This is a genomic window from Oceanobacillus longus (assembly GCF_042650085.1).
Taxonomy (GTDB): Bacteria; Bacillota; Bacilli; order Bacillales; family Amphibacillaceae; genus Oceanobacillus; species Oceanobacillus longus.
Window position 1 is genome coordinate 23,763 of the sequence record NZ_JBHSAO010000006.1, and the last position, 20,083, is coordinate 43,845.

A 20,083-nucleotide genomic window follows, 5' to 3' on the forward strand; every position below is an offset into this window, starting at 1 on the left:
ATGTATACCTTAAGAGAGCCTGCTTGAAACATTTAATATAAATCGATTAATTTACTACGCACCAATTTATTCGAAGCGTTTCTAGGAATTCCTTCAACAAAATGTATTTCTTTAGGCAATTTATACTTTGCCAAACGTTTTTCGGCATAGGTGTAAATGGCCTCCACGGTTACTTCTTTATGTTTGACGACGTATGCGATAGGTACTTGCCCCCACACATTATCTGTTTTTCCAGCAACGCCCACTTCCCGGATTTGTTCCATACCGCTAAGCACACTTTCAATTTCGGATGGATATATGTTCTCCCCACCTGAAATAATTAAATCCTTGCGTCGGTCCACGACATAAAGAAATCCTTCATCATCGAGATAACCCACATCACCTGTTGCTAGCCAGCCATTGTCGAATAATTTACTATTTGCATCCTCATTTTTAAAATAACCATTCGTCACCATAGGGCCTTTTACGAGAATTTCCCCTACTAACTCATCTGTAGTTTGTTCAATTTTCAATTGTGCAGGGAATAGTGGTTTTCCAGCTGATCCAATTTTCTCCAGAGCATCTTTCGGTCCCAGCGTTACAATTTGAGAAGCAGTCTCCGTCATGCCATAGGATTGAAATACAGGAATTTTCTTCTCCTTTGCTCGTTCCAACATTGGCTTTGGTGCTGGTCCACCACCTAGAAGCATGCACCGAAGTGTTTTGGGATAGCTTTCATCACCAAGTCGATCCATCAAACGTTGCACCATCATAGTGACGACCGAAACAATCGTAATTCCTTTGTTGATAATGGCTTGATGTACTGCCTCGGTGTCAAATTTTTCCAAAAGATAGACTGGCATGCCATAGATTACACTCTTGATTGATGTAGATAATCCACTAACATGAAAAATTGGAAGTGGTATCAGCCATTTATCATCTTTATTCAAACCAAGATTCAATGCTGACCCAATTGCACTCCACCAATGATTGCCATACGTATGCAGCACCCCTTTCGGAAAACCAGTTGTGCCAGAAGTGTATATAATCGTAAAAGTATTACCCAAATCTAACTCCGATTTTAAAGTTACCTCTTTTCCTGGTTGTGCTTCAATATCGGAAAATGATTGAATGTGATTTACGTTTAAAGTTTGACATGATTCTTTTAAATGATCTGCAGTAATCAAAATGGAAACTTCTGCATCTGTCACTTGATAATTAAGCTCTTCGGCAGTCAGCCGAGTATTTAATAGAACGCCAACAGCACCTAAATAGCTTAATGCATGAATGGCCACAATCATTGGGATCTGGTTCGTCGATAAAATTCCAACATGACTTCCCTCAGAAACTCCACGTTGTGCCAGTTGCTTAGCAAAGCGCTGACTTTTTTCTTTTAAAATTTTAAATGTAACCGTGCTGCCATCTTCCAACTCCATTGCAATTGCTTCTGGAGATAAATCAGCTTGCTTTGTTAACCAATGTGGTATAACTTCTGCCATTATGTTGATTCTCCTTACTTATATATAGTGACCATGGATGGATATAACGAATCGAGAGCTAATACCACTAAAAACAAAAACCTTTGCCCAGGTTAGCAAAGGTTTTCGTATGTGCATCCATCAATGGATCAAGGGAAACGCGGGAATTGTTTAAAATCCGGTTTTCTCTTTTCTTTGAAAGCGTCGCGTCCTTCTTTTGCTTCATCTGATGTGTAGTAAAGTAATGTCGCATCTCCACCAAGTTGCTGCAAACCAGCGAGCCCATCTGTATCCGCATTAAATGATGCTTTAAGGAAACGTAGTGCAGTTGGTGATTTTTCTAGAATTTCTTCACACCACTGTAATGTTTCTTCTTCTAGTTTTTCAAGTGGTACGACGCTATTAACCATACCCATTTCATATGCTTCATCGGCATTGTACTGGCGGCATAGGTACCAGATTTCACGTGCACGTTTATGACCGACCATGCGCGCAAGGTATCCTGCGCCATATCCAGCATCAAAACTTCCCACTTTTGGTCCAGTTTGTCCAAAAATTGCGTTGTCTGCCGCGATGGTTAAATCACAAACAATATGCAATACATGCCCACCACCGATTGCGTACCCAGAAACCATTGCAATTACCGGTTTTGGAATCTTACGGATTAAGCTTTGTAAATCAAGTACGTTCAAGCGCGGAATATTGTCTGATCCAACATAGCCACCATGTCCGCGGACAGATTGATCTCCTCCGGAACAGAATGCTTTATCTCCATCACCAGCGAGTACAATTACACCAATTGATGAGTCATCACGTGCATCTACAAACGCATCAATCATCTCCTGAACAGTCCGTGGTGTGAATGCATTGCGTTTTTCGGGACGATTAATAGTTACTTTAGCTACTCCATTATATTTCTCATAAATGATTTCTTCATAATTCTTCACATTTTGCCATTCTACAGTCATTTCAGGTTCCTCCTAAAAATAGATTTTATGTAGTTCTTCAATCTAAGCCAGTATTCGCATTTATAAATCCTATTACTATCTTACCAAAAGTTTCGGGTTTTTCCACGTGAATTGCATGTCCTGCATTCTCACATACAATCAGATTACCTGATTTCAAATGACTTTGCATCTTTTTATTAATCTTTACAAATTTAGGGTCAAGTTCTCCGGTAATCAAAAGCACCGGCATATCCAAGTTTTCAAGATGAGACCATAGCGATACTTGGCTGCCTGTTCCCATTGTACGAAGGGATAATGCCAATCCTTCAGAAGTATGAGAAAGTCGTTCCGAACGAAGCTGTTCCTGAACATCGGGCGCTAAACGCTTTTGTGTATGAAACAAAGAAATGTCCTGCCAATAATTCACAAACAATGGTACGCCATCCTGTTCAATTCGCTCGGCAAGCACTTCATCACTCTCCTTGCGCAACCTTCGTTCCCGAACGCTTGCAATTCCTGGTGATGCACTTTCCAAAACGACAGAACGCACTCGTTCCGGATATAACCGGCTGTATGACAAAGCAGTACGACCGCCCATGGAATATCCGACTAGATGGAAGGACTCCAATTGAAGTGATAGAAAAAGTGAATGCAAATCTCCGCAGCACTCCTCCATCGATTTGAGCGAAGGGGTACGGGTTTTACCATGCCCTGGCAAATCAATCGTAATGATTCGATAGCCGGAACCAAACGCATTGATAAAAGATTGCCATGTAGCTGAACTTCCCGTAAACCCGTGCAACATCACAACCGGAAATCCCTCACCTCGTTCCTCATACCAATAGGTTACATTTTCTCTGGAAAAATACAAAAATATCAATCCCCTTCTTGTAAGATTCCCTTCTCAATAGCATGCCACTTCGCACGATGCCATTCCACATTTTCGTTACGATCTGTTTTTACTTCAATAACGGAAAGACCTTCGTGCTGGTAACTTGTATATAGCAGTTCCTTTAAATGATCCTCTGTTGTCGCTAGAGCATATTCCCCACCATACATGGTAATGGCATTTTCGAATTCAATATCCACTGGTGTGCCGAAAAGTGCTTCAAAATGCTTTTTGTCGTTCGACTGAGGTAAAAAGGAGAAGATACCTCCACCATTATTGTTTACCAGTAAAATCGTAATGTTAAGCTTGTAATGCTTTGCGGCCAGAAGTCCATTCATATCATGGAAAAAGGATAAATCGCCTAATAATAAAGTAACCGGCTTGCCTGTGGTTGCCGCACCAACACCACTTGATATCATACCATCAATACCATTGGCACCACGATTTGCAAGTATCGAAATGTTCTTCGGTGTCGTCATTAGGAACGAATCCACATCCCGAATAGCCATACTATTTCCGACATATAATGTACTGTCTTCTGGGATTACATCGCACAATCCTCTTACAACTTCCCCTTCTGTTATTGCCGCTTCCGTGCCGCTTAACAGATGTTTTTTAGAAATACTGTTCATTTCCTGCCAACGATTCAACCATCCTGTATCCACATCAAATGCAGCAGATCCTGCAATCAAATCCTCACAAAGCATAACCGGATCCGCAAAAATGAATTCCGTTATATTTCCAGTCGGTTCGCGGTAACCCGTATAATTTTCCACTAAGTATTGCTTAGAATCTTTGTTTTCTTTCACATAAAAAAGGTATGCCTTTGAAACAGGCATGGCACCAAACCGAATAATATAATCTGGCTTCAATTGTTCACGGATCGATTTATTTCTTAAAAAAGCATCATAGGATTCAATAACCTGATCTTTATGATGGCTGCCTGTACGTACTTGTGATAATGGATCAGCCAAAACAGGAAGACCCCAAATACGCGCAAGTTCAGTTACTGCAGAAGCAAAATCCGGATCCGTTTGCGGTCCACAAACGATAACACCCTTTTGACCATCACCCAATGTTTTAACAAGTTGTTGAACGTGTTGCGCTGCCAATCTTTTTTTTCCATCAAAGACCGGATTAACGGATTGTGTTTGTTGTTGTGTAGCAGGAGATTCCCATAAATTTCTCAAAGAAAAGTCTGGGTTGAGCGGTTCCCGAAATGGAAAGTTTAAATGAAGCGGTCCAGGGTTTCCTTCCTGTGCCATATACACCGCTCTTGCTGCTTTATTTCTTGCATAACCAAGCATTTCAGGCGTACCTTCAGGCAGTGCCATTTCATGAAACCATTTCACATAATCACCATACAATTTAATTTGTTCAATTGCCTGTGGTGCACCAACATCACGTAGCTCATGCGGGCGATCTGCTGTTAAAACTATCAATGGTACTCTACTGTAATGCGCCTCGACAATAGCAGGAAAATAATTAGCTGCAGCTGTTCCGGATGTACAAATAAGTGCAACCGGCCGATTCGTTTGTTTCGCGATTCCCATTGCAAAAAATGCTGCAGATCTTTCATCGATAATGACCCATTCTTTGATGGAAGAATGCTCCGTAAATGTCAATGCAAGCGGCGTAGATCGGGAACCGGGTGAAATTACTACATCCGTCACTCCACTTTTTGTTAACTCATCTACAAAGTTTGCTGTATATCTTGATAATGTTTCTATATGGTTCATCTAATGTTTGCCTCCTAAAACAGATAGCATAGGCACAAGCTTAATTTTTGTTTCTTCATATTCACTGTCTGGATCGGAATCTTTCACTACGCCACACCCTGCAAAAAGGGATGCCTCGTCACCTTGTATGAGAGAAGAGCGTATCGCCACAGCGAACTCACCATTCTGATTACTATCCATCCAGCCAATTGGTGCCCCATACCACCCACGGTCCAAAAGTTCCTCTTCACGAATGAATGCGAGCGATTCCGTACGTGGTGTCCCACCAAGCGCTGGTGTAGGATGCAATTGCTTAATAATATCAAAAATACTGTAGCCATTTCTTAGATTTGCCGTCACAGGTGTGTATAAATGCTGTAAATTACGTAACGGATAGATGACTGGCTCATCCGGAATATTCACTTCTGTACAATAATCCATGATTGCGTGTTTGATCATTTTCACAACGAAATCATGCTCTTGTCGATTCTTCTCGTCATGCAAAAGGTCATCACTAATTTTCCTATCCTCTATTTCTGTTTTCCCACGGGAAGCCGTACCTGCAAGACACGTGGATAAAAGCTTCGTTCCCTCCAGTTTTACAAGTCTTTCCGGAGTAGCTCCAACAAAACAATCTTCATCCATTTCATAGGCGAAGATATAGCTGTTTGGCTGTGTGTTTAAAAGATTCTTTAGTACGGTTGAAATATCTGCTTTCTGGTTGAATTTTAACCGGACTTCCCGGGCCAGTACGATTTTCTCCATATTGCCTTTCCCTATTACTTCCGTAGCTCTACGAACACTGTTTTTCCATTTTTCCGGATCTATCTCTTTCACCTTGGTAATTTTCAATCGATCGGCTACTCGTTTATGATTGAAAATAAGCTTTCTTTCCATCATCTTTAAATCATCTGCCAGCTGCTTGGCATGATCATTCTTTTTCACATAAATATTTATTGTAAAATAATAGCTTTTATCATATTTTGTCAGTAGAAATTCAGGTACTGTAAAGTTACTCGGTTTGAACTTCTTCCATAACTTCGTTGGTTTCTTTTTTGGATCAAAAGACATGCCGCCAAGTACAACGACTCCAGTCCCAGGAACGTCATATGGATTATGAACGAATGCCTTTTCTAATACGGAGTTCCATTGTTTTTCCGTTTCCTCAAATCGTGATTTCTCTGCACTGATTTGGTGCGCGCTTCCAGCGCCTACAAGCAGAAACTGTTGGGATGAGCTTGTCCAAAATGTGCGATTTCCTCCAATTTGCTTAGCTGCATCAAAGAAACAAAGCGGATCCGTTTCTTCTATTTTTTTCGTTATACTTACAAGTCTGGTATCATCTTCTGTCTGAAGTTGTTGTATAGCCTCATTCAGTATCGATACTACTTGTTTTTCCTTTATATCAATCATCTAAATTAACCTCCGTCATGTCCTGAAGTCAGAGACATCCTACCTTATTTTATGCTCTTTTCGTCAGTTTCTCAAGAAAAGCCTTCAATTTCTACAAAAATTGTCAGCAGAACCGTTCGGAATAGATTGACAGGCCTCTTGTATTTCCCTAAAATTATACTGATTGGCAGAGATAAATCAGGGGGAACAAATACATGCAGTCATCAGATAATAATACGATTAAACAGGCTTTAAATGAACGTGGTGGTTTTCACGTTTGGTGGCGTCTATTGCGCCCACATACACTCACAGCATCTTTTGTTCCCGTTTTTGTTGGAACGATGATCGCTTTTAATGAAGGATCCATTGATTGGTTATTATTCCTCGCTATGTTAGTTGCATCCATACTTATACAGGCAGCAACGAATATGTTCAATGAATACTACGACTTTGTACGAGGTTTAGATACTGATGAGTCTGTCGGTATTGGCGGTTCTATTGTTCGGGACGGTATTGCACCGAAAAGAATCCGGAATTTGGCATTTGGTTTCTATGGCATTTCCATTCTTCTCGGCATCTATATTTGTATGACTTCCAGTTGGTGGATTGCAGTTATTGGTTTAGTTTGTATGGCTTTCGGTTATTTATATACTGGAGGGCCGCTTCCTATATCCTATACCCCATTTGGAGAATTATTTTCAGGCGTATTAATGGGAACAGTAATTATTGGCATCACTTACTTTATACAAACCGGTACTGTTACAGCTGAAATGGTTTGGATTTCTATTCCAATTTCAATATTCATCGGAAGTATCAATTTGTCCAATAATATTCGTGACCGTGATGGAGATAAAATAGGCGGCAGGAAAACAATCGCTGTGTTAATTGGCAGAGAAAGATCCGTCACCTTGCTCGCTTTTTTAATGATTATAGCCTATGTAATCACTGGAATCTTGATTATTATCGGGAATTTGCCTCTTTGGTCACTGATCACATTTTTTAGTGCTGTGAAGGCCCGTGAAGTTATTAAGAAGTTCCGAGGTAAAACAGAAGCAATTGAAATGATGCCTGCCATGGCAGCGACCGCAAAAACAAATACGATTTATGGTTTCCTTTTGGGTATTTCACTCCTTCTGGCAGCGTTTATTTAATTCTACGTGCCAGAGATGAAATAAGCGCCTCCGTAACGAAAGGAAGGATGGAATTATGAATCAACTTAGTAATGAGAAGCTTGCATATTTCAAAGAAAAACTCTTACAAATGAAAAACGAGACGGAGCAGGAAATCCATTCCAATAGCAATCAAAGTCCAAATGAATCAATCCAAGAACTTGCTGATTACGATAACCACCCAGCTGATATGGGTACTGAACAGTTCGAACAGCAACGTGACGCGGGATTGGACCTTATGCGGCAGGATCGTTTAAAAGAAATTGAAGATGCACTTGATCGGATAGAAAATGGCTCCTATGGTCTTAGTGAAAAATCAGGCAAACCAATTCCAGAAGAAAGACTGGAAGTAATGCCGATTGCCAGAAATTTAGTTGAAGAAGAGAACTAGTTTGAAATCACCCTTTTGAACATGGGGTGATTTCTTTTTGTGAAAAAAAAAGCCAACCTCATCTGAGATTAGCTTTCTGATGTTAACTTTTGTCGTTTATATAAATCTTGCTTGTTGGCTTTCTATCCAGCTGCGCATTTTTATGAATATTGGTACAAATAGTAACGCAACAACAATTCCTTTAATTATATTAAATGGAAGTACACCTACCAATACGGATGTCCAGATTACTTGATCAGTCATTTCCCAGCCCATAAACCAACTATACGCTGGGAGGATAAAGAAGTAATTAAGCACACTCATACCTACTGCCATGATGACTGTTCCAGCCACTAATCCGGAAACAATGCTTTTAACACCATTAAACTTATGATAAAGCAACGAAACAGGAACAACAAACATGACCCCGGCAAGGAAATTAGCTGAAACTCCGATTGGATCACCTGCTCCCGATACTGCTAAATAAAGGATATTTTTCACCGCTACCACGATAACACCTGCAATCGGGGAGAAAATGAGTGATGCCATTAATGCTGGCACATCACTGAAATCTATTTTTAAATACGGTGGTAAAAATGGTAGTGGGAAGTTAATAAAAAATAAGACTAGTGAGATCGTTCCCAACAATGCTAAAATAATAAGTTTTAATAAATTTGATGATTGCTTTTTTGTATTTTGCATCATCCTATTCCTCCTTCATCTTATCGATTCCGCTCTCGTGATGAAGGATTGCTACCCTGAACTTTACCGAATAATCACAAAAACCCTAAAGCAAATAAGGGCTTTAGGGCTTTAGGGTTTTAAATTCATCGGTAAATAATGGTGTAAGGATACACCAAAATCAGGCTCGACATCTTCTCCCATCCAGACTGTAACTGTCGGTCCTGGAATTGCACCAGGTCAACCATATAGCAAAGCTGCCATACCGTTCGCGGACTTTAAGTAATTATACTTATCACCGCCGGTCGGGAATTTCACCCTGCCCCGAAGATTGGAATCGATTATTTAATTGTTTAACTATATTATACTAGATCTTCACTAGTTTGCAAGAAAAATAATTAGAAATCTCAGCCAAAAGTAAAACAAACGAAGAGAGTGTGGAAAAAAACTCTCCCACACTCTCTTCGTTTGCCTACTACTAATTCTTACTTTTAACCTTTTCCGTTACCTTTGCCTTTTCCTTTACCTTTTCCATTGCCATTACCTTCATCTTCTTCATCGCCGATATATAGCTTTCCTTCCGCTTGATCGCGTGTTTCATTACCAAATTCATCTACTGCTTTTACTTCTACAACTGCACCTTCTGCAGTTACATTACTTGGTACTGTCCAATAACCTACATAGGTTCCATCAGATGTTTCCATCATTGGAAGTTCTGTAGCATTGGCAACTCCAAGATTTGTGAGTGGCATATGGATCATAAATGAAGCATCTAACCCTGGCTCGCTTTCAAACTCAATCATGACACTTTCACCAGCTTTAAGATTGACATCTTCTGTAGGTGTTAAGTTTGAGATCTCAGGAGCAGTGAAATCTGCTCCGATGACTATCGATTCAGTTGCTGTATTTCCAGCTAAATCTGCTGCAACAACTTCAATTGAATTTTCGCCTTCATCAAGCAAGATACGTTTAGAGTAGCTTCCATCTTCAATAGCAGCTGCTTGACCATTCACTTCTACAAAGTCAAGATTTGCATCAGCTACAGTACCTTCAACTGTTACTGTTTCACGAGTAGTTTGATCTCCATCTGCAGGAGAATCAATTGTTAGGTCTGGTGCTTCTGTATCCAGAGTAACTGTCACTGTTTCAGATTCACCAACTACTACACCGTTTAATAACGTTAATGCCTGGAATTCATTATCTCCTTCTGTCAGTTCAGTTGGGAACTCAAAAGACCCATCGTAGCCAACTTCAACAGATTCAATTTCTTCTCCATTATTCAATAACTGAACAGTTGTTGTTGCAGAAGCAGTTCCTGCTACTGTCAACTCCGTTTCATTCGTAATGAAGTCTTCTGCAGGTGTAGTAATTACAGGATCATCTACTCCATACGCTAAACGAGCACGGATCATATAGTTACCTTCCGCTGCTGGAGATGGTCCCCATGCACCACCAACATATTGATAGCTACGTTCTGCATTTGGTCCATTTTCATCTGTTGCAAGTCCTGGTACATTTGGATTTGCTCCCGTTTGAATGTATACCATATAGAAGTCACCATCAACTTGAATAGAATGTTCGGTTAGGTCAACAACAGTCCACTCATCTAGGCTTCTGATTGCCTCTGCATCAACCGGTCCAGCTAATTTTTCTCCTGGTGTTCCATCCGGACCTGTAGCATCCCAAACTTCTACAGCAAATTCAGTTCCACCTGGTGTTGGCCAGTCGGTACCATGGAATTGGAAAACACCATCCGTTACGATAGCAGATTCCTGTCCTTCAGGTAGGGACATTTTTACTGCCCATCCATTTCCAGCGTCATAGAATGCACGTGCATTCTCTGCACTTCCATCATCATAACCAATTTCTCCGCCAGGAACCGTGTAGAATGGTTCCAGTACCACATTTACTTCAGCGTCTGAACCATCAAGATCCACTTCAACCTCAGTTCCATGATATCCAGCTGCAAGAATTTTCAATGTGTACGTACCCTCGTATGCAGTCAATGCGAAACTACCACTAGTATCTGTTTCGATAGGTTCAATAGTTGCATCTTCTACAAGAAGCACTGTTGCACCTTCGATTCCTTCTCCGGTGTCTTCATCAGTAACCGTACCACTAACCGTGTATTGATCAATTTCTTCCAATATAAAATCGGCTACCGCAGTTCCGTCTGCTTCGATTGATACGGATTGTTCTTCCGATTCAAAACCGTAAGATTCTGCTACAACTGTAAACTCACCTGCTGCATGCAGTAAGGAATAACTTCCATCTTGTGGGTTCGTGTTTACCGAACGCCCACTTTCAAGCACGCTTACTTGTGCACCTAATGGTAGTAGTGTTGGATGAATTCCTTCATCACTCAATGAAACAGATTCATTCCTTGTCATGACAGGCTGCATTTTATCTGGATTAACTTTTTCCTTTTTAGCTTCTTCACTTGGACCGATTACGCCGAGTGAAATTGGCTCTTCAGCTTCTACTATTCCCAATGATGTATCTGATAATGCTACATCATCAATATACCAGCCATCTCTTAAAACACTACCATCTGTATCAAGGTTGAAACCAATGTAGACACGTTCTCCGCTATATTCGGAAAGGTCAATTTCAACTTGTTCCCATCCATCAGATGTGTTCGTCAGTCTTAATAGTTGTGTCCAGTTTTCCTGATCTGTTGAAATGAACACATGACCATAATCCCAGTTATTTTCAATGTTATACCATTGTTCAAACTGCAGGAAGGATTCTCCTTCAGGCAAATCGATTGGAGGCATAACTAGTGTTGAATTCTCATTATTGCTATACGTTCCTTCTGTATTTGTCGCATAGACATTTTCACCTGAAACAGCTTCTCCTGGTCCAGAAGTTGGGATACCACGATTCCAGCTATTGTTTTCACCGAATAGTGTCCAGCCTGCAGGAGCCGTTTCAAAGTCTGCAGAATAGCCTACCGTGATACCAGGATGAACTGCAACCGTATATTCATCACTGATTACTTCATTTCCGCCAAAGTCATTAATAACGATTTGATAGGTAAAAGAATCACCAGTTATATCTTCCCCAGGAATGGTTGCAACATATTCGCCGGATTTAAAATCTCCTGTTACTCGAGATGCTTCAATAGATTGTCCATCACCATAGATAACCTCTACAGAATTAACACTAATATCATCTGTAGCCTGAATGCTTAAATCAAGATCCATGCCTTCATATGTTTCTATTGGTGCCTCATGCTCAAAAGTAGGAGCTTCCGTGTCTTCCCCTTCTTTTGTTACTTGTCCTTCTAATGTTCCAAGACCAGTTACTAGAGATGAAACAGCGTCATATGCATTAACAAGACCATATCCATACCCCATGTTTGGAGCCTCAGGATAAGTGCCATCTGTTAATGGTGTCGCTGTACTCATAACTATTTCTTCCAATTCATCAACCGTTAAACTAGCATTCGCTTGAATCATAAGTGCTACTGCACCAGAGACTGCAGGTCCCGCCATTGATGTACCATTCCATCCACCTTCATAGCCACCACCTGGTACCGTTGAACGAATGTTCACACCAGGAGCTGATATATCCGGTTTAATATCATCTTCATATGGTGAAGGTCCTTCCAATGAAAAGCTAGCTAAATTGTCATTAATATCTGTAGCACCAGTTGCGAATGATTCTGGATAGTTTGCTGGAGTTGCAATTGATCCAGGACCACCTGGGTTAGAGAACGTAGTATTACCTGCAGAGAATTCAGGGAAAATTTCCGCCGCTCTCCAAGAAATAACTACATCACGGTACCATTCATCAAGACCTGGTCCACCACCCCATGAATTATTGACAACATCCGGAGCCATAGAAGCGTCCCCACCAGGTGCTAAGATCCACTCAGCAGATGCTAATAAATCTACATCTGTTCCTCCAGCTGCAGTGAAAGCTCTAGCTGAAATAAACTTAGCTCCAGGTGCTACACCGACCTGATTCGAACCATCTGGCTCACTACCTACCATTGTACCAGTTACGTGTGTACCATGCCCCTGGTCATCATAAGGAACATCCTGACCTGTTGTTGCATCAAACCAGCTGTACGTATGATCTACCTCGCCAGTTGCAGCATCATAGCCACGATATTTATCGGCTAATCCTGGATGATCATGCTGAACACCAGTATCGATACTTGCTACAACAACACCTGAACCATCAAATCCCATATCCCAAACACCAGGAGCGCCAACACGTTCTACATTCCACTCTACGTTTGCAATATCAGAATTTGGTGTTTCTGCATCTTTGGAAACTGTTGTATACAGTTCACGTGTTTCATTGGGTAAGATTTTTTCAACTTCAGAAAATGTAGCGATTTTTTCCGCTACTTCTTTTGTTGCTGTTACTGCCAAACCATTGACAATGTGATAAGATTTGAGATTTTCAGCATTTCCATTTTCTATTTCCTTTTCCAAGAATTCCTTTACATTATGTTGGGACGTTAAGGACGTTGCTTTCAATTCAGCAATTACTGCAGAGCGCTGAATATGTTCTGCTTTTTGTGCTGAAAGACTTTCCTTTGCCGCACTTTCCCTAGCTTCACTAGCCACCTTCTCTACTTCTGCTGTTTCTTTAAATTTAACAAGAAAGGTAACTTTTTCATCATCATTAAATTGCTTCATCAGCCGGTCATTTACTTTAACTTCTGCTACCTTATTGGAATCATTTAGTGAGTAAGACGATTTGCTATTCGATTCAGCAAGCGCTACACTTGGTGCAATTAAAGAAAATGTCATTAAAAATGATGCTGCGATACTAAAAGCTTTCACTTGACGCCTTTTCTTTAGTCTCAAATCTTTTCCTCCCCTCAATTTTTAAACCAATGCAATACCAGCTGAAAATACGACATTAAAACGCACAAAAAAACACCCTAGCCTCCTTTTCAAATGCGAACACTTATCATGTCGATTTAAAGCCACTGTGGTGTGAGTGCAAATTCTCGTTGATAGTGCCAGTATAGTAGATAAATAGAAAGGTTAGTGTCGAACTACGTCGAATATAATCCGAATTTTTAAAATTGATAGATTAGTATGAATTTTTCGTATTTTATTCAACTAATATCAACCACTAAATAGCATGTAATTACCTGTAAGCAAGGGTTTATAAGGGATTTATTAGTTATCTAGTTAACAATTTATTGATAAAATGATTATATAAACCTACTTATATTTTAAAGAATGATAGTATTTTTCTAGAACTAGGAAAAATAGGACTATGTATAGCGTATAGATTCATTCGTTCTTAATAAGAAATGGTTCAATAGTCGGGATTCGAAATATAGGTAGTACTTTTGTTGCAACGAGTAAAAAAGCGATAGCGTCCACTTTATTGGACACTATCGCCTTTTTGCTTAGACTCTTTTGTAATTTTTGTTTTTAATCCTCGCAATTGAGATAAAATGCGAAGTAGGATATGTCTCTTCAGCGACCGCTCTGGGAAATACACTACGCTTTCCGCGGGCGGCTGGTGAGCCCCTTCATGCTAGCGCATTTCAGTGTCTCACCTATGCCTCTCTTCCCGCAGGAGTCTTCGTATATTTCCCAGAGCTGGTTAGAAGGTTGCTGACAATGACTACACTTGCTAATAGGTAAAAAAGCACCCTACAGCTTCACTAGTCCGGCATCGCTGTGGGCGGTGACTCCTGCGGAAAAAGCACAAATTCTGGAAATAAACCTATTTTATAGATTTTATGATAAAAGCAACAATTTTTTTAATCTTCTAGCGGATTTAGGCTCTCTTCTCCGGTCATGTCGGTAATCATCGTGACGAGTAATTCAATTTCCTCATCAATATCTTTAAAACTTGCTGTTTCCACTGGTGAGTGCATATAACGTAATGGCAAGGATACTAAAGAAACAGGAACTCCCTTGCCAGTTAATCGCATTTTGTCTGCGTCTGTACCGGTCATTCTCGGAGTAAGTTCATATTGTACGTCCATATTCAGCTTTTTCGCAGTACGTTCAAGCAATTTATTAATTTTTATGTTGATTGGTGCACCTTTTGCAAGTACAGGACCACCATCAAGCGTGATATCACCATACTTATTTTTGTTTACACCCGGATAGTCGGTTGCAAATGTCACATCACAGGCTATTGCCATTGTCGGTTCGATACCTGCCGCTGCAAAATACGCGCCCCCCATATTCGTTTCCTCATTAACCGTGCTTGCTGCATAAACGCCAACCTTTACATCTTTTTCAGAAAGACGTTTTAAAACTTCTGCAACAATAAAGGCTCCCGTCCGGTTATCGAGTCCCCTTCCTGCTACATAACGATCTCTTAAAATCTCAGGTTCCGTTTTATAGACACAGAGATCACCGATTTGAACATCTTTCCCTGCCTCATCGTTCGTTTTATAGCCGCAATCAATAAAAAGATCTTCGAGGCCGAAATCATTCTTCAAACCTCCATGGTGCTGTGCATTTACACCTATAACTCCAGTAACTGTTCCGTTATATCCAAGTACAGTTACACGCATTCCAACGGCAGCTTTTGGATTAATTCCACCCATCTTATCAAAATGCAGATAGCCGCTTTCATCAATCCGATTTACTACGAGCGCAATTTCATCACTATGACCTGCAAGTAATAGTTTAAATGGGGCTTCAGGATTTAGTACACCAATTGCATTTCCTGCATTATCGGTGCGAATTTCATGAGCAAAATCCTTTACATAATGAATCCATTTCTTTTGTATATCCATTTCCATACTGGATGGAGATGGGGTTTTTAATAATTCCAATAAAAATTCCTGATTTACTTTTGACATCATTTCTTCCTCCTCGAGTAAAACATTTCATTAATTTCATGATAGCAAAGATTTTACCGAAGAGCACTTTTGTTTACGCCTCATCCAATAATGGGTAAACTTTAATAAAGAGGATTACAATCTGTAAGGAGTGTGAAAAGATGAATTTGAATGAATGGTATGAAAAAGGCTTGAACCCGGATCTTTATATTGAATCAATGGATAAGCACAAGGATGATTTACTGTATATTTATGATCAATTCATTTTGCCTGAGGATGAAGCATTTTTCGAACAAATGCGTGAAAAAAATCTTCGTGCAATTGTCTTGACGGAAGACTGGTGCGGTGATGCTATGCTTAATATCCCCATTCTTTTGAAGCTATCTGAGGCATCAGGTATTCAGGTACGGATGCTTTTACGAGATCAAAACCTAGAGCTGATGGACCAATACTTGACCAATGGCAAATCTCGCTCCATCCCCATATTTATCTTTATGGATGAAGATGGGAATGAAGTTGCCAAATGGGGACCACGCGCAACAAAGATTCAGAAATTTGTTGATGAGTCACTTCGTAAGCTTCCACCAAAAGATGCAGAAGACTTTAAAGAAAAATCGAGTGAAGTATTTCTATTTATGACAAAATCTTACCGGGACCATCCCGAATTTTGGACAGATGTTTATACCAGTTTAAGAGAAACATTGCAATAACATTCCAAAGTAACAGTGATTTTTTGCTGTTACTTTTTTTGTGGGTGAAAAATGCCGTAACTCAACTTTCGCAAGTTCGATCAGTTAACTGGGTTAAACTTAGAATGTTTCTAATATCCCCTTGCTAAACTTGATTAAAACAGGGCTGTTTTCGCACTATTTATAGCCTTTTAACCATCGCAGAGTTGAGATAAAATGCGAACTAGAATAGGGAACTTCGGCGATCGCTCTGGGAAATACACTGCGCTTTTCGCGGGCGGCTGGTGAGCCTCTTCATGCTGAAGCATTTCAGAGTCTCACCTATGCCTTTCCTCCCGCAGAAGTCTCCGTGTATTTCCCAGAGCTAGTATAGTGTCCAATAAAAAATTTAAAAGCACTTTAATGAGTAGTTAATGAATTCGCTCTATTAAGGCAGTTGATTGGAGCGGAGGACAGTTGACTCCTGCGGGAACAAATGTTTTCGATGGGGCGAGTAATCGCAGTCCCAGCACGTGTCCGAAGACTCCGCAGAGTGGTTATCTCGAGGAGGCTGAGGCCGTGCCCGCGGAAAGCAACTGTCCGCAGCGGAAATCAACTAGCAGTTACTTCGGAGTTTATAGAAAATCCGAAGTAAAAAAATGGAAAGAGCCTCTTGAAATCTCGATGTACCCAGACTGCTCAGGGCAAATAGTTCATCCAAAGTCAACTTGAGCAGTGTAGCACAATCCCTCCTAATTCTATCAAGGCTTATTTGTTCATTTCACACTCCGAAAGTTGATTTATAACATAAAACAATAACAAATATATACAACTTGTATAACCTCCTCCTAACTTGGCACATACTATGTAAAAATCCATTTATTTCTAAGGTGATGTCATGTATATTCGATTTCTGAAACAAATTTATTATCGCCTTCCAACTGCACTTAAGCTACTCGTTACAATTTTAGTTCTTATGTCCTTTTTTGGATTTCTCATTCATTTAACAGAACCTGTACAGTTCCCGACCGTCTTTGATGGGGTTTGGTGGGCTTTTATTACTGGATCTACAGTTGGATATGGTGACTATGTACCTTTGACTCCAACTGGCAGGATTATTGCTATATTGCTGATTTTAACAGGGGGTGGGTTTCTTGCTTTTTATATCACTTCTTTATCCACCGCAACTGTGAAGCATGAACAAGATTTAGAAAACGGTAAACTCCCGTTCAAGGGGAGTAATCATTTTATTTTTATCGGTTGGAATGAACGGACGAGGCAATTAATCGATATAGTAGCGGAAAAACATCCAAGTATCCGAATCGTGTTGATTGACAGGACGTTACACCATCTGACATATCAGGAGTTCCCGGTTCATTTTATTAACGGCGATGCAACGGAAGACAGTGTATTAGAAAAAGCAAATGTTGCCTATGCTGATCGCGTGTTAATCAGTGCAGATATAACTAAAAATGAACGTCAGTCAGACCAATTCACCATTTTATCTACGATTGCAGTTAGAGGAAATAATGAAAAGATACCCATTGTAGCTGAAATTTTGTCCAAAATACAGATTGAAAATGCGTTGCGTGCCGGTGCTACAACTATTATACGATCGAATGATTTTATGAGTGGCTTGTTCTTTCATGAACTTTCTCATAGGAAGACCGCTACCCCATTTGAAGATATCATCCAAATTTTACGTCAGCAGCAGTTTTCACATATGAAACTTCCGAAAGAGCTTGAAGGCCAACCTTTTAACCTGGTGTTGAATGAAATGCTCAAAAAGGAAAATCTGGTTTTCGGTTTTATACGGGAAGGTAATTATTATATGCATCCAGAATCAAAGCATATCTTAATGAAGAATGATATTCTTGTTTCACTAACACGTTGGTAATTTAAAACCGATAGTTTCTATTTTTACTTTGCTAGAATCAATAAACTGTGCTATAATAATATATTGTGTATTAGAATCGAATATAGGTATAGGAGTTGTTCAGCATGACTAACAAATTTGAGGCTGGTCAGATAATAGACGGTAAAGTAACAGGAATTCAACCATACGGTGCATTCGTTGCTTTAGACGATGATAATCAAGGATTAGTTCACATCTCAGAAATCACACATGGATATGTTAAAGATATCAATGAGCACCTAACAGTTGGAGACGACGTTAAAGTTAAAGTTATGAACGTTGACGAAGCAAGAAATAAAGTTTCTCTATCCATTCGTGCTACAGAAGAAGCTCCAAAAAAACCAGCAGCAAGAGCAAAGAAACCTCAAGCTACATTCCAACAGGAAAATGATACAGCTGGATTCAACACATTGAAAGATAAACTTCAAGAGTGGATCGATCAATCAGAAAAGAAGTAAGCAACAGGAAAAAGAGGCATACGTGGTGGATATTAACTTACCTACCACGTATGCCTCTTTTTTATTAATTCTTTCTACGTTAATACTATTTTCAGAAAATAATTGAGTATACTCTCTTTGTTCTTGATTTCACATTCCTAATAGCTTAAAGTAAAATAGTATTATTACTGTAGCCACAAGGAGGATAACAATGACACATGTATCATTTACGTACGATAAAGCTCTGAAGTTTTTCGACAAACAGGAAGTGAACAACTTAAGTCCATTTGTTGAAGCAGCTCATCATATGCTTCACGAAAAAACTGGTGCTGGCAATGATTACCTTGGTTGGATTGATCTACCAGAAAACTATGACAAAGAAGAATATGCACGGATTAAAACAAGTGCTGAAAAAATCAGAAATGATTCTGATATTCTGCTAGTAATTGGGATTGGTGGTTCTTATCTTGGAGCACGTGCAGCACTTGAGATGTTGAACCATTCTTTCCAGAACCTGCTTTCCAAAGAAGAGCGCAAGGCACCACAAATTATTTTTGTTGGCCATCATTTAAGTTCTACATATATGAGCGAGCTTTTTGATGTACTAAAAGACAAAGATTTCTCCATTAACGTTATTTCCAAAAGTGGAACAACAACAGAACCTGCAGTTGCCTTCCGTATTTTCAAAAAATATTTGGAAGAAAAATATGGTGCACAAGAAGCAAAAGGCCGTATTTACGCAACAACAGATAAAGCAAAAGGCGCTCTAAAAACATCTGCAGATAATGCTGGCTATGAAACATTTGTCATTCCTGACGATGTTGGGGGACGTTATTCTGTACTTACAGCAGTGGGACTTCTACCGATTGCAGTAAGTGGTATTTCCATTGATGACATGATGCAAGGTGCGAAAGACGCGATGAATGACTTTGCTGAACCTACACTTGAAAAAAATCCGGCATATCAATATGCAGCTGTTAGAAACGTATTGTACAACAAAGGAAAAGTCACTGAACTTCTGATCAATTATGAACCAAGCCTGCAATATTTCTCTGAATGGTGGAAACAGTTATTTGGCGAAAGTGAAGGAAAAGATCAAAAAGCCATCTACCCTTCATCAGCTAATTTTACAACTGATCTTCATTCACTTGGGCAATACATTCAAGAAGGGCGCAGAAATATTTTCGAAACGGTTCTACATGTGAACACTGCTAAAAAGGAAATGACGTTGGAAGCAGAAGAAAATAATTCGGATGGCCTAAACTATCTTGCTGGGAAAACAATCCATGAAATTAACAATAAAGCATTTCAAGGTACGATGCTTGCGCATACAGATGGGGATGTACCGAATCTGATTGTTGAAGTGCCTGCACTTGATGCATATACATTTGGCTACATGGTTTACTTCTTCGAAAAAGCTTGTGCCATCAGTGGCTACCTACTTGGAGTTAATCCATTTGACCAACCAGGTGTGGAAGCATACAAAACAAATATGTTTGCTTTGCTTGGTAAGCCTGGCTTCGAGAAAGAAAAAGAGGAACTTGAAAAACGTTTATAAAAAATTTTTTCAAAAAAAGTTCAAACATATTGTTTATAATTCGCAACACCGGGTAATACTATAAATGTAAGACTTTCTCGTATTCCCCCTGTAGGCAAGGC

The 20,083-nt window shown here is 39.8% G+C and carries 14 protein-coding genes and 1 riboswitch; of the genes, 6 read left to right on the forward strand and 8 right to left on the reverse strand.

Annotated elements, in window-relative coordinates; genetic code table 11:
- Positions 1-32: 32 nt before the first annotated feature.
- The 5 genes from ACFOUV_RS07770 to ACFOUV_RS07790 form a co-directional block, all read right to left on the reverse strand.
- Positions 33-1,478 carry an o-succinylbenzoate--CoA ligase gene (locus tag ACFOUV_RS07770; protein WP_379496190.1) on the reverse strand — a complete coding sequence of 482 codons (1,446 nt, stop codon included), beginning with the start codon at positions 1,476-1,478 and terminating at the stop codon, positions 33-35.
- 128 nt (positions 1,479-1,606) lie between these two features.
- Positions 1,607-2,425 (reverse strand): 1,4-dihydroxy-2-naphthoyl-CoA synthase, encoded by an 819-nt coding sequence (menB, locus tag ACFOUV_RS07775; RefSeq protein WP_379496191.1) that lies wholly within the window; start codon positions 2,423-2,425, stop codon positions 1,607-1,609.
- A 37-nt stretch (positions 2,426-2,462) separates the two neighbouring features.
- Positions 2,463-3,275: a 2-succinyl-6-hydroxy-2,4-cyclohexadiene-1-carboxylate synthase gene (gene menH, locus ACFOUV_RS07780; protein WP_379496192.1), complete on the reverse strand. Its 813-nt coding sequence runs from the start codon at positions 3,273-3,275 to the stop codon at positions 2,463-2,465.
- A gap of 5 nt (positions 3,276-3,280) precedes the next feature.
- Positions 3,281-5,032: a 2-succinyl-5-enolpyruvyl-6-hydroxy-3-cyclohexene-1-carboxylic-acid synthase gene (gene menD / locus ACFOUV_RS07785; protein WP_379496193.1), complete on the reverse strand. Its 1,752-nt coding sequence runs from the start codon at positions 5,030-5,032 to the stop codon at positions 3,281-3,283.
- Positions 5,033-6,424, reverse strand: a complete 1,392-nt coding sequence (locus tag ACFOUV_RS07790; protein WP_379496194.1) for an isochorismate synthase — start codon at positions 6,422-6,424, stop codon at positions 5,033-5,035.
- Positions 6,425-6,618: 194 nt separating this feature from the next.
- On the opposite strand from ACFOUV_RS07790, the gene ACFOUV_RS07795 reads away from it, so the two are divergent.
- Both ACFOUV_RS07795 and ACFOUV_RS07800 read left to right on the forward strand, forming a co-directional pair.
- Positions 6,619-7,554, forward strand: a complete 936-nt coding sequence (locus ACFOUV_RS07795; protein WP_379496195.1) for a 1,4-dihydroxy-2-naphthoate polyprenyltransferase — start codon at positions 6,619-6,621, stop codon at positions 7,552-7,554.
- A gap of 55 nt (positions 7,555-7,609) precedes the next feature.
- Positions 7,610-7,963: a hypothetical protein gene (locus ACFOUV_RS07800; RefSeq protein WP_379496196.1), complete on the forward strand. Its 354-nt coding sequence runs from the start codon at positions 7,610-7,612 to the stop codon at positions 7,961-7,963.
- Between the two features lie 96 nt (positions 7,964-8,059).
- Here ACFOUV_RS07800 and ACFOUV_RS07805 read toward each other — a convergent pair whose 3' ends face one another.
- The 3 genes from ACFOUV_RS07805 to ACFOUV_RS07815 all read right to left on the reverse strand — a co-directional run bounded on the left by ACFOUV_RS07805 (position 8,060) and on the right by ACFOUV_RS07815 (position 15,425).
- A complete protein-coding gene (locus ACFOUV_RS07805; RefSeq protein ID WP_379496585.1) occupies positions 8,060-8,644 on the reverse strand; it encodes an ECF transporter S component in 585 nt (194 codons plus the stop codon).
- Positions 8,645-8,811: 167 nt separating this feature from the next.
- Positions 8,812-8,959: riboswitch (FMN riboswitch) on the reverse strand.
- A 155-nt stretch (positions 8,960-9,114) separates the two neighbouring features.
- Complete coding sequence (locus ACFOUV_RS07810) at positions 9,115-13,392, reverse strand: S8 family serine peptidase (RefSeq protein WP_379496586.1); 4,278 nt, start codon at positions 13,390-13,392, stop codon at positions 9,115-9,117.
- Between the two features lie 974 nt (positions 13,393-14,366).
- Positions 14,367-15,425 (reverse strand): M20/M25/M40 family metallo-hydrolase, encoded by a 1,059-nt coding sequence (locus ACFOUV_RS07815; RefSeq protein WP_379496587.1) that lies wholly within the window; start codon positions 15,423-15,425, stop codon positions 14,367-14,369.
- 140 nt (positions 15,426-15,565) lie between these two features.
- Between ACFOUV_RS07815 and ACFOUV_RS07820 the strand changes: the two genes are divergently transcribed.
- From ACFOUV_RS07820 to ACFOUV_RS07835, 4 genes are all read left to right on the forward strand, one after another.
- Positions 15,566-16,114, forward strand: a complete 549-nt coding sequence (locus ACFOUV_RS07820) for a thioredoxin family protein (RefSeq protein ID WP_379496197.1) — start codon at positions 15,566-15,568, stop codon at positions 16,112-16,114.
- An 856-nt stretch (positions 16,115-16,970) separates the two neighbouring features.
- Positions 16,971-17,969, forward strand: coding sequence for a potassium channel family protein (locus ACFOUV_RS07825; protein WP_379496198.1), 999 nt, complete (start codon positions 16,971-16,973; stop codon positions 17,967-17,969).
- A 104-nt stretch (positions 17,970-18,073) separates the two neighbouring features.
- Positions 18,074-18,445 (forward strand): S1 domain-containing post-transcriptional regulator GSP13, encoded by a 372-nt coding sequence (yugI, locus tag ACFOUV_RS07830; RefSeq protein WP_379496199.1) that lies wholly within the window; start codon positions 18,074-18,076, stop codon positions 18,443-18,445.
- A 190-nt stretch (positions 18,446-18,635) separates the two neighbouring features.
- The gene (locus ACFOUV_RS07835; RefSeq protein ID WP_379496200.1) at positions 18,636-19,982 is read left to right on the forward strand and encodes a glucose-6-phosphate isomerase; all 1,347 of its coding nucleotides are present in this window, start codon (positions 18,636-18,638) and stop codon (positions 19,980-19,982) included.
- Positions 19,983-20,083 lie beyond the last annotated feature (101 nt).